The sequence below is a fragment of the Paenibacillus sp. FSL L8-0641 genome (assembly GCF_038006265.1).
GTDB lineage: Bacteria > Bacillota > Bacilli > Paenibacillales > Paenibacillaceae > Paenibacillus > Paenibacillus polymyxa_D.
Window position 1 is genome coordinate 5,393,124 of sequence record NZ_JBBOUW010000001.1, and the last position, 13,613, is coordinate 5,406,736.

11 protein-coding genes are annotated in these 13,613 nt (G+C 44.7%); 5 read left to right on the top strand and 6 right to left on the bottom strand.

Annotation, left to right across the window (positions count from 1 at the left end):
* The first annotated feature begins 5 nt into the window (after positions 1–5).
* Both MKY16_RS24345 and MKY16_RS24350 read left to right on the top strand, forming a co-directional pair.
* On the top strand, positions 6–899 hold the full coding sequence (locus tag MKY16_RS24345) for an AraC family transcriptional regulator (protein WP_340957425.1): 894 nt from the start codon (positions 6–8) through the stop codon (positions 897–899).
* Between the two features lie 140 nt (positions 900–1,039).
* Positions 1,040–3,328, top strand: a complete 2,289-nt coding sequence (locus MKY16_RS24350; protein ID WP_318627823.1) for a GDYXXLXY domain-containing protein — start codon at positions 1,040–1,042, stop codon at positions 3,326–3,328.
* A gap of 147 nt (positions 3,329–3,475) precedes the next feature.
* On the opposite strand, the gene mmuM is transcribed toward MKY16_RS24350, so the two are convergent.
* Positions 3,476–4,423, bottom strand: coding sequence for a homocysteine S-methyltransferase (mmuM, locus tag MKY16_RS24355; protein ID WP_340957427.1), 948 nt, complete (start codon positions 4,421–4,423; stop codon positions 3,476–3,478).
* 339 nt (positions 4,424–4,762) lie between these two features.
* On the opposite strand from mmuM, the gene MKY16_RS24360 reads away from it, so the two are divergent.
* Both MKY16_RS24360 and MKY16_RS24365 read left to right on the top strand, forming a co-directional pair.
* The gene (locus MKY16_RS24360) at positions 4,763–5,818 is read left to right on the top strand and encodes an AEC family transporter (protein WP_340957428.1); all 1,056 of its coding nucleotides are present in this window, start codon (positions 4,763–4,765) and stop codon (positions 5,816–5,818) included.
* 17 nt (positions 5,819–5,835) lie between these two features.
* Positions 5,836–6,855: a 2-hydroxyacid dehydrogenase gene (locus MKY16_RS24365; protein WP_340957429.1), complete on the top strand. Its 1,020-nt coding sequence runs from the start codon at positions 5,836–5,838 to the stop codon at positions 6,853–6,855.
* Between the two features lie 55 nt (positions 6,856–6,910).
* Here MKY16_RS24365 and MKY16_RS24370 read toward each other — a convergent pair whose 3' ends face one another.
* The 5 genes from MKY16_RS24370 to rlmN all read right to left on the bottom strand — a co-directional run bounded on the left by MKY16_RS24370 (position 6,911) and on the right by rlmN (position 12,437).
* Positions 6,911–7,648: a response regulator gene (locus MKY16_RS24370; protein ID WP_340957431.1), complete on the bottom strand. Its 738-nt coding sequence runs from the start codon at positions 7,646–7,648 to the stop codon at positions 6,911–6,913.
* Positions 7,645–9,294, bottom strand: a complete 1,650-nt coding sequence (locus MKY16_RS24375) for an ATP-binding protein (protein WP_340957432.1) — start codon at positions 9,292–9,294, stop codon at positions 7,645–7,647. Before MKY16_RS24375 ends, MKY16_RS24370 begins: the two co-directional genes overlap by 4 nt.
* A gap of 291 nt (positions 9,295–9,585) precedes the next feature.
* Positions 9,586–10,518, bottom strand: a complete 933-nt coding sequence (locus tag MKY16_RS24380) for a dihydroorotate dehydrogenase (RefSeq protein WP_340957433.1) — start codon at positions 10,516–10,518, stop codon at positions 9,586–9,588.
* Positions 10,499–11,200 carry a dihydroorotate dehydrogenase electron transfer subunit gene (locus MKY16_RS24385; protein WP_029518821.1) on the bottom strand — a complete coding sequence of 234 codons (702 nt, stop codon included), beginning with the start codon at positions 11,198–11,200 and terminating at the stop codon, positions 10,499–10,501. The genes MKY16_RS24380 and MKY16_RS24385 overlap by 20 nt, the downstream gene beginning before the upstream one ends.
* A gap of 139 nt (positions 11,201–11,339) precedes the next feature.
* Positions 11,340–12,437: a 23S rRNA (adenine(2503)-C(2))-methyltransferase RlmN gene (gene rlmN, locus MKY16_RS24390; protein WP_340957435.1), complete on the bottom strand. Its 1,098-nt coding sequence runs from the start codon at positions 12,435–12,437 to the stop codon at positions 11,340–11,342.
* Positions 12,438–12,686: 249 nt separating this feature from the next.
* Between rlmN and MKY16_RS24395 the strand changes: the two genes are divergently transcribed.
* On the top strand, positions 12,687–13,556 hold the full coding sequence (locus tag MKY16_RS24395) for an AraC family transcriptional regulator (RefSeq protein ID WP_340957437.1): 870 nt from the start codon (positions 12,687–12,689) through the stop codon (positions 13,554–13,556).
* Positions 13,557–13,613 lie beyond the last annotated feature (57 nt).

The following is a 13,613-nucleotide window of genomic DNA, read 5'->3' on the forward strand; positions in this document are numbered from 1 at the left end:
AAGTTATGAAAAGAGCAAAAAATGAAGATCACTTCGACATCGTGGAAGACCATTATTTCACAGCTACCGAATTGGAAAAGTCCAGCGCCATTTGGCCTGTCAGACTGGGTATGGATATTTCGAAAACAAGCTGCCATGTCGGTCCCAAGGCTGTTCCTTATTTTTATTTGATTTTTGTGCTTGAAGGTCAGGCTGAGTTTATTTATAAGCAACAGAAGTACCGTGTCCAAAAGTCTGATTTATTCTGTTTTTTTCCGCATGTTGCCCATGAATATTACACCGATCACCAGCACCCTTTGCAAAAGGTATGGATTGCCTTTGAGGGACCCAAATCCCTCGCGCTACTGGAGCGGATCGGAATTAATCCCTCCACGCCATTTATGGCTAACGCCGTGAGTGAGGAAATCCTCGAACTTATCTCTAACCTGTTTTCCATCGTACACGACAACAACAGACAGGGCAGCGATCTGGCCCGCTTGATTATACTGCACCAGATCTTCGAGGAGTTGTCCCGCAACACATCTGACGTACTGCGCAACTTTGTATGCTCTGATTATTGGCTCCAGCAGGGGAAAGATTACATTGAAGTGCATTATTGTGACCGTGTTACGATTGAGCAAATTGCCGAGCATGTAGGTGTGGATCGTGCCCACTTTTCACGTAAGTTCCATTCCACCTTCCTCATCTCTCCCGCCAAGTATTTGCAAAACCTTAAGATTAACGAAGCCAAAAGATTACTGGAGCAGACAACTTACAATTTGTCGATCATAGCCCAGTCCATCGGCTATACCGATATGTCCACCTTTTCCAAAGCATTTAAGAAAACAGCAGGGATTCCACCGCGTGAGTATCGCTTCCGACATCAGTCCCGGCAAGAGATTCGTACCGTCAATGCCTAGCTGGAATCCAGTAACGTTCAAGAGAGCCGCCGTATACGGTGGCTCTCTTTTTTTATGACCTGATCCTAATTAGTACTTGGTTCTGAGCCCTTTCAACGTTATAATAAGCATCAAACCAACAGGAAAGGTACGTGAAATCCATGCTGCGATTCAATGCGATACGTACGGGCTATCTGCTGGGCATCTCACTGGTACTTGCCGCGATTATTTATTTTTTCGCCTCCAATTGGGGCGGACTGGATCGGACAGTCAAAATTGTACTGGCTGCTGCGCTTATTGTTCTGTTCTATGGCTTGTCTTTTGTATTTGCACGGATACGTGCTGTTCCCGGTCAACAAGCTTTTCTGTCAAATATGTTTTTGGTGGCTGGCTGTATAGCCTTTGGCGTTTCTGTGGCATTGCTCGGTCAAATTTACAATTCCCATGCGGACAGCTACGGGTTGTTTTTCATTTGGTCGGTGCCAGCTCTACTGCTTAGCTGGATTACTCGCTACAATCCTTTTTATATGCTGTCTTATGTACTAATTCACCTCGGTTTGTGGCTTTATTTTTACCCTACGATGCAAAGTGCATCTTATAGCGAGCTGGAATCGTTGTCCATTGCCGGAGTGTTCGCACTGGTCAATCTGTTGTTGTTCCTATTGGCGTTCCTTCATCGTATACATTCTGCTCCACTACAATATATGAGCTTTACTGTTTTTCATATAGCGATGTTGGCGATGACCAACTCTTTTGCATTTGATGGGTATGGCCTGGTCATGAATATACCGCATATCGCTGTGATTGCTTTAGGATTTTATATATTTATCAAGGTACGGCTGAATAAAACACTACTGACCTTGAATGCATTGGCGCTCTCAGCGTTTGCTGTCTTTAAATTTATAGAGCTAGCAGAGGCTTACTACTCATCTCTGTTTTTTGTTTTTGGTTTGATTTTTGTGGCGCTGCTGCTGACCGGTAACGTGTGGTTTTTCCGTTATTTGAATCGTTTGGGGAAAACACCGCCGGAAACAGGGGAGATATTCAATGGGGAAAACGGGGATATCGCGAAAACCGATGTGGAAACAATCGTTCCCGAGGAACGTGGCAGTGAATGGATCAGCAAAACCGTATCCCGTGTAATCAAAGTGGTTGGGGTGCTGATCGGAAGTATATCTCTCATCGGATTGATTATGATTAGCACGAATGTAAACCACACCGAATATGTACTGTTGGTTGTGTCGTTGCTACTTATGATTTTGATGATTGTCATACCGGAATCCAAGCTGGATTCGGTCATACGTTATACCCTGCTAACCATCAGCTATATTACAGGCTTGGCGGCCATTCTATGGTCAGATCAGTCGCTGCTTTCGGTATTATTTCTGATCGTTTCCATCGCTGGATGGTTTCGCTCCAAGGGGAAAAGGCAGTTGTTTTTTGCCTACACCTTTGTAAACCTGAATCTGGCGACCATTTTATTTCAGCAGTATCAGGAGTGGGATGGTTGGAACTGGACCTATAAGTTCATCATCTTCTCTCTTTTCATCGTCAATGCCGTGTTATATGGGGTAAGTTACTTTATATCCAAGACGGAGTTAAAAGAACATCTGCGGAATAGCTCATTATTTTTCAGCTTGCTGTTCCTGTTTTGGGCGACGTTTTTCGAGGATGTCGTTCCACACTCTTATATGTTCATTAACATTTTTTATTTTGTTATCGTTACCGGGATGGTCTTTGCCTTTGCCCGTGTGAAACAAAAATCGGAGGCCATCATGGGCGTTGTCTTCTGGTTTATTTTTATCGGCTTCAAATACTATGATTTATTGTGGACGCTACTGTATAAATCTTTTACGCTGGCGTTACTGGGGATCATTGCGCTCGGAATTACCTGGTGGGCGGATCGGCGAATGGCCCATAGCGGCAAAGCAGCATTCGATGCCGATCACCGCAGCTTTAGCTTTATGCGCTTAAGCCCGTTACTCATTGCCATTGTCATCGTGCTACAGCTGGGGATCATCGGGTATCAGACGGTGAGAAGCGAAACCCTGCTCGCCACAGGGGCTTCCATTAAGCTCAAACTGGCTCCTATAGACCCGCGCTCCCTGCTACAAGGCGATTATGTGGCACTGAATTACGACATATCTACCCCTCCTTCCAAGACCCCTCTTCAGGAGGAAGAATGGAGCCGAGGCAAGGTCAAAGTCGTTCTCACACCAGATAACCAAGGAGTATACGTCGCAGACCGCCTCTATCAAGATGGCGAAAAACTTGCCAGTCATGAGGTCATTCTAAATGGACAGTGGTATGGTTCTCGTATTGTGTACGGTATTGAGAATTATTTCATCCCTGAGGGAACCGGACGTACTGTAGAACAGAACGCACATTTTGCCCATATTCGGGTGAGCCGCAATGGAGACGCACTGCTGGAACGTTTGGCAGAAAGCTGACCGGATCGGCGCAGATAGTTAACGAAGCAGGCTGAACCAAGCTGCTCCATTGCTGGAGCACCACTTGGTTCAGCCTGCTTGTTTTTTCGGGTCATCGAGTTACCCTCTTATAGATAACCTTTATCCCTACGCTACGCTTATCCTCGTTTATACATCTCTCGTCCATGATGCTATTTCCTCAATATCCTGCGGCTGAGTCCGGCAACAACCACCAATCAGACGAGCTCCCGCTTCATACCATTGGCGGGCACTTTGTCCGAACGTCTCTGTACAAGTGCTACCGTGCCATGTCTTGGTGACCGGGTCATATTCCTCTCCCAGATTGGGATATACCACCACAGGCTTATCCGTGTGGCTGCGTATTTCGTGAATAAGCGATGGAACGAATTTCGGCAAAGTGCAATTGACCCCTACAGCGGCCACTTGCTCATGCCCATTCAGCCACTCAGCACATGCAGCGGCAGACTCACCATTGCTGATATGCTGCCCATCCTTTGCGCTAAAGCTGATCCAGGCATACGTACCAGGGAATTCCTTCAGCAATCGGGCGATGGCCTTGGCTTCAACCAGACAGGGTATCGTTTCACAAGCTAAAATATCTGCACCCGCCTCAATCAGAGCTTTCATACGCGGCCTGTGAAACTCCACTAGCTGTTCCTCGCTCAGCTTGTAATCGCCGCGATACTCTGATCCATCTGCCAAAAATGCCCCGTAAGGGCCAACAGAAGCTGCGACTAGCGGCTTGGGACGATGTCGCTGACTTGCAGTAGCCGTCACGTCAGCCCAAAACTCATCGCGTGCCTGCACAGCAATCCGCACCGATGATTGAATCAACTCCAGCGCCTCATTTTCGCTTAGGCCTCGTTTAACATAGCCTTCAACGGTAGCCTGATAGCTCGCAGTAATCGCACAGTCTGCCCCAGCCTCAAAATAATCCCTATGTACACGCTTGATCGACTCCGGATGCTCATGGAGGATTTTAGCTGACCATAAGCTATCGTTCAGATCATGTCCATGACGCTCCAGCTCGGTCGCCATTGCGCCATCCAGCACGATCAGCTGAAATTCGTTCAGTATATGTTGTATCGGATTCATGCGGCCCCTCCTGCTCGTCTTTTCTATTTAACCCACTAATCAAGTAGGGTTTAATGATTTACATTATAGCACGGATGTTGATGAGCATTCACAAAGCCAAGAAATAATCATTTTGTGAAGTGAAGACGCCCCCTCTCGTTTCATTTGCTATCTGATGTAACGTATAAATTTTTTAAATTAGTTTCATAAGTTAAATTAATTAGATATTGTTCTTTTTTTCACAAAGTCATTTTACTATAAAGGTGCAAACCAACACTTTGGCCAAAAGATCATGGCATTGCATCGTCACATTCTGCATCGTCATATATGTGAAAAAAGGTACAAGAGAGGGTTTTATTTATGTCTTTACTAGAAATGATTACCGCGACCTTAACAGATAACAAAATTGTCAGTTCTATCGCTTCCACCGTTTTTATTATCCTTCTTGGTTTCTTTTGCCGCAAGAAGGGAATTTTTAACGCAGCAGTAGGAAAGATGTTATCCAAGGTTGTTCTAACCGTGGCTCTACCAGCGCTAGCCTTTAATTCTTTCATGCAAGATATCAATCCTACAATGTTAAAACAAGGAATGAATGTTTTAATATGGGGAGTTCTAATTTATATTATTCTCATCTTTATTTCTAAACCGTTCTTCCTCAGCTACAACAAGGATAAACAGGATGTTTTGCGGGTGTTAACCATTTTCGGTTCTACTACTTTCTTCGGAATTCCAATTGTAGGAGCCATTTATGGTCCTACCGGAGTGATGTACAGTTCCATTTTTAATATAGGGTACCGCATTTTCTTATACTCCTACGGCTATATCAAAATGAGCGGCTTAAAAATGGAGCTTAAAAATCTCAAAACCATGTTTTTAAATCCCATCGTTATCGCCACGTTTCTAGGCCTGTTTGTTTGGTTATTTCAAGGTTATTTGCCACAGATGAGTGTAGCTACAGAGGATGGGGCCATTCAGCAGTTCGCCTTTCTAAGAATTGATCAAACGGCTGTCTGGCTGTTCAAGCCCATGACCTACCTTGCTGGACTAGCTTCTCCGTTAGCCTGGTTATCGATTGGCTCGACATTGGGGGAGATCAGCTTCAAGTCGGCAGCTACGGATAAGACCTCTTGGTATTACAGCATCGTTAAGGTTTGGCTTGTACCTATTGTTAACATCGTCTTGCTGGCCTTGTTGACTGTATCTCATATTCTGTCAGTTGATTCTGTCGCTTTAGCTACTATTGTCATCATGATGGCTACTCCTACAGCTACCGTAGCCGCAGCCTATGCCATCAGTTTTGATAAGGAAGCCATATTGACTTCCAATGCATCACTTCTATCAACTATCACTTCTGTCGTCATGATTCCAGTGTGGATCATTACGCTCAATGTCATTGATAAAATTGGAATTTTCTAAATCAGGGGGTAAACAACATGTTAAAAATCATTTGCTATGGTGTCCGTTCTTATGAGAAACCCTATTTCCAGGATCTCAATAAATATAACTTCCAACTAACGCTGGTAGAAGAGTTGTTAACCACCAGCAATGCAGAATTGGCGCAGCATCACGATGCCGTTTTGCTAAGAGGAAACTGTGCTGCCAATCGGGAAAATATCACAAAATTCAATGAATACGGCATTCAATATATTTTCACCAGAACAGTCGGAATCAACCACATTGATTTGGATGCCTGTAGCGAATTCGGAATGAAGGTGGCACGCGTGCCATCCTACTCTCCGAATGCCATCGCTGAGCTCTCCTTAACTTTGGCTATGATGCTGTTCCGCCACACCGCTTATATGACTACCAAAAGCTCTTTCAAAAATTTTATTGTGGATGAGCATACATTCAGCAAAGAGATCCATAACTGTAAAGTTGGGATTATCGGGGTTGGACGCATTGGTCTGACAGAGGCCAAATTGTTTAAAGGATTAGGAGCTTCTGTTATCGGCTATGATGTGTACCAATCCGACGCAGCCAAGGAAGTCATTCCATTCACAACCTTGGATGAGCTACTGGCAGAGAGCGATATTGTTAGTGTGCATGTTCCTTATCTGCCGGGACAGAACGACCAAATGATTAATGCTGGCTTTTTAGCAAAAATGAAAAAGGGATCTATCCTCATCAATACCTCACGTGGAGAATTACAAGATAACCAAGCCATTCTGGACGCTTTACTCAGTAATCATTTGGAGGGATTTGGGACAGATGTCTTCCCTAAAGAGGAAGAACTATTTTTCAAAGCCTTTGAACCATGGCAAATGCTCCCGGACCCAACGATCCAGAAGCTTGTGGAGCTGTATCCAAGAGTTTTGGTAACGCCTCATGCTGGCTCGAATACCGTTACGGCGTTATCCAACATGATTGAAACTAGCTATGACAACTTCCATGATATCGTTACAACTCATTCTTCAGATAACCTGGTCCCACTTCCTGTCCTCTCTATGAAATAAATAATTAGGAAGCTCGGCACCTTTGTTGAACAAAAAAAGAACCGCTATTTCCAGATTACAATGGAAATGGCGGTTCTTTTATATCAGGATTCAACTGATAGAGCATTAGCGGCCTACCAACCTTGTGGTATTCTATCGATTCAACGAGAAAGCCATCGTCCACCAGGAACTGAATATATTTTTTTACCGTGATACGGGACAAGTCCACTTCTCTGGCTAACGTTTCAACCGAGAAGGGTCCGTCCAGCTCTTGAATACTCTTCAGTATTGTGGTCATGGTCAGTTTGGACAAATTTTTAGACAGGTTTTTCGATAGATTATGCGATGGATGTTCAACAGGTTTTTTCTTTTCCACACCCGCATGCTCTTCTTTATTAAAATAATGGTCAATAACAGCTTGATTAATTCCGTTCCCTTCCTCCATCACCGTGGCCAGACGCTGGATTTTCTCAACAGCCAGTCTAAAGCGTTCGAATGTAAAGGGTTTAATTAAATAGTCTGCAACACCATAAAAAACAGCTTCCTTCACCGTCTGAATATCTTTTGCAGCCGTAATTAAAATAACGGAAGCATGATACTGATGCTCCTGCATATGTGATAATAAAGTTAATCCGCTTTTTCCAGGTAAATAAACGTCCAGTAATACCAGATCCGGTGACCATTTTTGAAGGCAGTCCTGTGCTTTCTTGACGGTATCTGCCTTACATACAACGTCCAAATTGTCCATGCGCTCGATAAACTGTTGATTGAGCTCAGCAACCATCGGATCATCCTCAACAATTAGAACTTTCATTCATTTGTCACCTCCAATGTACAGGGCAACTCTACATATATACTTGTTCCCAGACCCGGTTGGCTATCAAGCTCAATGATTCCTTGATGATTTTCCACCATGGTTTTAACCAGATTCAAGCCGTAGCCTCTGTCTTCTCCTTTGGTTGAAAAACCATGCTCGAATATTCTTTTTTGCATCTCAAAATCAATCCCCAACCCATTATCTTTCACTTCCAAAATGAATACATTTCCCTCACTCTCATAGTTCAATTTCAGTTCAATTTTGCCGGGTTCTTTTTTTTGTAAGATGGAATCTATGGCGTTGTCAAAAAAATTGCCCAGGATGTGTATGACATCATGAACGATATCCTGCATCTCCACATTAGAGATATCCGAGCTTTCTGCAAGAAGAACCGAAATATTCTGTTCGCGTGCTTCGTTGATTTTACCCATAATAAAACCTGCTAATGCCGGAACTTTAATTCTCTCAGTCAGAAAGCCTACCTCATCTTGATACCGGTGATTTAGCTGCTGAATATATTGACTGACCTCCGCATATTTCCTCATCTCAATCAACCCGGATATTACGTGCATTTTGTTCATAAATTCATGGGTCTGTCCGCGAAGGGAGTTAATATAATATTTAGTACCACTTAACTGGTTGCTAAGATGAATCATCTCGGATTGGTCGCGCAGCGTTGCAACCGCCCCAAAAAACTCATTTTCAATATATATAGGGGTTACTGTCGCAATGACTTCTATACCATTCACATAAAATGAGCGATCCTTGATTTTCTTTTTATCATCAAACACTCTCTTGAAGAGCACGTTATAAAAGTTGGTATCTAGCTGCTTGCCAATCGAGGCTTTCATCTCTTGGTTTGCCAGTTGATACTTGGCCTGAGCTTCTTTGTTCATGAGCATAATTTTCTTGTCAGCCGAAATGGCTATAATTCCTTCAGCCACCTCATTTTCAATAATTTCTTTTTCGCGCAATCGTGTTGCTATCTCTTGCGGCTCAAGCCCAAATAAAATGGTTTTGATTTTCTGAGCCAGAATGATCGCACCCAAAACTCCACTAAAGAGCCCCAGCATCAGCCCCCCAAAAATGGTATACTGCGCCTGCATCAAATCGTGATTTAGGGTTCTCATGGTCAGCCCTACACATACAATGCCAATGACCTCATGCTGTTGATTAAATATCGGCGTAAAATATCGGTAACCTTTGCCCAAAATACCTATATTCTCAGAAAAATGTCCCTGACCGGATAGCGCTCTTCTGGCATCATTTAAATCCGAGAACGGTTTGCCAACCATCGTTGCATTCGGATGAGATAGCCGAATTAAATCGTGGTTCAGAATGACAACAAAATCCACATTAACGTTATGCATGACTCCAAGCGAGTAGTCTTGAATCTGCTTCACAGGAATTCCCTGCTCGACATTACGAATAACATCGTTGTCACTGGCAACCATCTTGGCAACACCCGAAAGTTTTTCCTTCGTATTATCAAAATGCTTGTTAATCACAAAATTACGAATGAGAAGCAAGGATATAATTAAGGAAATAATGATAACTAAAACAACCAAAATAATAATCATGAATTGTAGCGAAACTTTGAATTGTCGTCTCGGTTTCGATTTACTTTTTGACCGCAACCCCATCACCTAGCTTTTTTGTTAAGCTCTCCATTAGGAATAAGAGCCTATTTCTTTCCCTATAATCCCTTGTTATTCGACATCGTTTGACAATTTCCTTCTTATTTCGCAAACCATTCATCGGCTGGAAAGGCAAATTTCGTTCATCTTGAGCAAATGCGATATTAACACCTAGTTGAAGCTTGGCTACTTCAGTAAAATAAATAAAACCGACTTGTCTTTAAAAGACAAGCCGGCTTTATATCAGGATTTTGCAAAATCCTCATATGAATTAGTGTATGCAAAAAGGTTCCAAATTCACAAAATTCCCCGTATCTCATCCAATGACTGCACCTTTTCCCGCTGCATCCATTGTTCAAGGCCATGTACCAGCTCGGCCCCTGCATGTAAATGGACAAAGTTGTACGTTCCTACCTGAATGGCAGCGGCACCTGCCATGGTGAATTCAATAATATCTTCCACTGAGCTAATCCCGCCCATCCCGATCACCGGAATCGACACCGCCTGTGCCACCTGGTGAACCATACGCAAAGCAATCGGCTTAATTGCCGGGCCGGAAAGACCCGCATACGTATTGGCAAAAACACTACGACGCCGACGTATATCAATTTTCATCGCAGAAAATGTATTGATCAACGAAACTCCGTCTGCGCCTTCTTCCTCGCACATAACCGCCATCTGCGTGATATTCTCTGCGTTGGGAGACAGCTTGACAACCAACGGAAGTGCCGTCACATTGCGCACCTGACGCACAACCTCCCGCGCTACCTCCGTCTGGATACCAAATTGCATTCCACCCTGCAACACGTTGGGACATGAAATGTTCAATTCCAGCATATCAACGCCTCTGCGGTTCATCGTGCGACGCTTTTGTGCATTTTCCGTAATCATCGCTACGGCCTGAACATATTCCTCCAGATTGGAACCGCCCACGTTGGCAATAACAGCCGTGTTCCAGTGAGTCATGTCATCCAGTTCATCCTTCAAAAAGGCGGCAACACCCGGATTCTCCAGCCCCACACTATTGAGCATGCCGGATGCTGTCTCATGTATTCGTGATCCCGTATTACCAGCCTTCGGATGCAGGGTTAGTCCCTTGCCGACGATGCCGCCCAATAATTCAGGAGAATAAAATTCCGCATACTCCCGTCCGAATCCAAACGTACCGGAAGCCATGATGATCGGGTTCTTGAACGGTACACCCGCAATATTACACGCCATGGAGATCATCGAACTCCACCTCCTCCACCGGGAATACAGGCCCTTCTTTACATACCCTCCGATTGCCTCCACGGGTACGCATCGTACAGCCCAAACATGCGCCAATACCACAGGCCATGTGTCTTTCAGTTGAAATATATAAGCGGGACGACGTATCCACCGTTTTTATAGCGAGTGCTTGTAACATCGGAGTTGGCCCGCAGGAAAACATATTTGCATAGAGCGTCGGATCGATCTGTTCGACGATACTTCCCCCTACCTTGACCTGTACAGATGCCGCCACAGCTTCGAACGCTTCAACCCCGAAGGCTTGCTGTGCAAACCCTAGATAAACATGCGCATGCGGGTAATACTTTGCAGCCAACAGCAACGGAGCTGTACCCATGCCACCGCCGATTAAAGCCAAACTACCCTCTACCTGCGGAAAACCGTTTCCGAAAGGTCCTTCTAACTGAATTTCCTGACCAGGCTGTAATTGGGAAAACAAATTTGTCCCCTCTCCAACAACCCGATACAAAAAGGAAATACTCTCTTCCCCGATATCATAAATGCTGATGGGTCTGGGCAGCAGTGGGTAACCTGTCCCGCTGCGCAGCATGTAAAACTGCCCCATGTTCCCTTTAAACTTTCCCTCTATTTTCATCACATAAATGCCCGGAACGAGCGCCACATTCGAAATTACGTTAGCCATATAACCCCTCCACTAACCACTCACTATAACGTAAAAGCAGCAACTATTACGTGACTATTTTCACATTTCTGGGTAACGTTTCGCCCTACGGCTCGTGATATAAAAAAGCGTACTCCTGTTAGAGAGTACGCTTGTGTATTTAACTAATGGCTTCGCGCTCTGCATCGCGGCTACCCTTGGCATCCTTGCGGATTTGTTTGCTGCGTAGCTGTCCGCAGGCTGCGTCAATATCGACTCCATGCTCCAGCCGAACACTACAGCTAATACCTTGTTTCTTCAGCACATCATAGAAGCCCGTAATCGACTCCGACTCACTCCGCTGGTATTGGCTATGCTCATCCACTGGATTGTACGGAATGAGGTTGACATTGGCCAGATTACGACGATGGCCCACCAGCTCAGCCAGTTCGAGCGCATGCTCCTTACCGTCATTAACATCCTTCAGCAAGATGTACTCCAGCGTAATTCGACGATTTGTTTTGTCCAAATAATAATCAATCGCCTGCATGAGTTTCTCAATCGGAATCGCCCGGTTGATCTTCATAATGCGAGTACGAATCTCATTATTCGGGGCGTGGAGGGAGATCGCCAGATTGACATGCAGGTCTGAATCTGCAAATTCAATGATTTTATCAGCCAATCCGCTTGTGGAAACGGTAATATGCCGTGGCCCAATCGCTAGCCCTTTGTGATCCTTAATGACCCGAATGAAATCGGACAGGTTCACGAAGTTATCAAACGGTTCGCCAATTCCCATCACAACAACATGACTGACCTGATCGCCCGGACGTTCCTGATCCAGATACAGCTGGACCTTCATAATTTGCTCTACAATTTCACCACTAGACAGGTCACGGCTCTTCTTCAACAGTCCGCTCGCACAGAAGCTGCACCCAATGTTACATCCTACCTGGGTAGTCACACATACGGATAAGCCAAACTTATGCCGCATCAATACGGTCTCAATTAAATTACCATCTTGAAGCCGGAACAAGAACTTGACCGTCCCATCTGCCGACTGTTGCTTCACGTGTTCTTCAAGTGTTTCAATGGAAAAGTGCTCTGCCAACAGGCGAGTACAATCTTCATGAACATCTGCCATCGCTGCAAAATCAGTAACCCGCTTCCGATACAATGCGTCCCATACCTGCAATGCCCGGGATTTCTTATGCCCATGCTCGATGAGCCATGCTGTCAATTGATCTAGCGTTAATCCATAAATGGATTCTTTTTTCATGTTCGATCCTCTTTTCAAAACAATCAAATTCGTATTTCTATATATAAACCCTAGCCATCACGACTCGTCTCAACGATCATTGCATCATAGCATGTTTAAGCAGTCTGCGCTATTTAAACGCCTCTTTCATTGTCCCAAATTTTAATTATGAACACAAGGGGGCAGGCACATTGTTTTTCCTGTTCAATAAGAGCACGCAAAGACAGGATTACAGATACTCCTAATGATATGATTACAACCAAGGAGGTGATGCGGTTGGAATGGTTGCTTCGGATCAAGAACGCACTGGATCTGATGGAAGAGAGAATGCAGCAGCCACTCGATATCGATGAAATTGCAAAGGCAGCCTATTCGTCTCCTTTTCATTTTCAGCGTATGTTTCATATGCTAACTGGCGTCACGGTAGCAGAATATGTGCGCAAACGTCGATTGACCTTGGCTGCTCAGGAATTGAGTCTTTCTTCCGCCAAGGTGCTGGATGTAGCGTTCAAATACGGATATGATTCCCCCGAATCTTTTTCTAAAGCGTTCCGAAAGGTACACGGTATTTCTCCCTCTGAGGCCAGAAGCCCTGGGGTGAACCTGAAAGCCTTTCCACGCATCACCTTCCATCTATCGTTGAAGGGAGATCAGGAAATGGATTACAAAATTGTAGAGAAAGCGGCCTTTACGGTCATTGGCAAGTCCATTCAAGTCACCACTAAGAACGGCGATAATCTTCGAGAAATCCCAAAATTCTGGAACGAACTGAATGCGGATGGTACATCGGATCGGATTCATGCCTTGGGAATAGGCGACGATATACTCGGTATTTGTTTGGATTTCAAGCATGGGGAAGAAAAATTCACGTACTTAATCGCCGCAGAAGGCAGCGAAGAAGTAGCGACCGCGAATGGGCTGGAATCCAGAACCATTCCGGCTTCAACCTGGGCAGTGTTTACATCCATCGGCCCTATGCCTCACTCGATCCAAAAGGTATGGCAAAGAATTTTTCAGGAATGGTTCCCTGCCAGCAATTATGAGCATTCAGGCGGCCCGGAACTGGAAGTGTATACTATGGGAGATTCACATGCTGAAGACTACCGGTGCGAGGTATGGGTTCCGATTAATAAAAAGTAAACCAATGAACCGATTGCCCACGGCAGTCGGTTTTCTGCTGTACTGCATTTACATCAT

Excerpts from the sequence above, each read along its gene's own strand:
- MKY16_RS24380 (WP_340957433.1), bottom strand. The coding sequence starts at position 10,518 with ATGATCTCCATGGCGTGTAATATTGCGGGTGTACCGTTCAAGAACCCG.
- MKY16_RS24395 (WP_340957437.1), top strand. The coding sequence starts at position 12,687 with ATGCGGTTGGAATGGTTGCTTCGGATCAAGAACGCACTGGATCTGATG.
- MKY16_RS24365 (WP_340957429.1), top strand. The coding sequence starts at position 5,836 with ATGTTAAAAATCATTTGCTATGGTGTCCGTTCTTATGAGAAACCCTAT.
- rlmN (WP_340957435.1), bottom strand. The coding sequence starts at position 12,437 with ATGAAAAAAGAATCCATTTATGGATTAACGCTAGATCAATTGACAGCA.
- MKY16_RS24345 (WP_340957425.1), top strand. The coding sequence starts at position 6 with ATGAAAAGAGCAAAAAATGAAGATCACTTCGACATCGTGGAAGACCAT.
- MKY16_RS24385 (WP_029518821.1), bottom strand. The coding sequence starts at position 11,200 with ATGGCTAACGTAATTTCGAATGTGGCGCTCGTTCCGGGCATTTATGTG.
- MKY16_RS24350 (WP_318627823.1), top strand. The coding sequence starts at position 1,040 with ATGCTGCGATTCAATGCGATACGTACGGGCTATCTGCTGGGCATCTCA.
- MKY16_RS24360 (WP_340957428.1), top strand. The coding sequence starts at position 4,763 with ATGTCTTTACTAGAAATGATTACCGCGACCTTAACAGATAACAAAATT.
- MKY16_RS24375 (WP_340957432.1), bottom strand. The coding sequence starts at position 9,294 with ATGGGGTTGCGGTCAAAAAGTAAATCGAAACCGAGACGACAATTCAAA.
- MKY16_RS24370 (WP_340957431.1), bottom strand. The coding sequence starts at position 7,648 with ATGAAAGTTCTAATTGTTGAGGATGATCCGATGGTTGCTGAGCTCAAT.
- mmuM (WP_340957427.1), bottom strand. The coding sequence starts at position 4,423 with ATGAATCCGATACAACATATACTGAACGAATTTCAGCTGATCGTGCTG.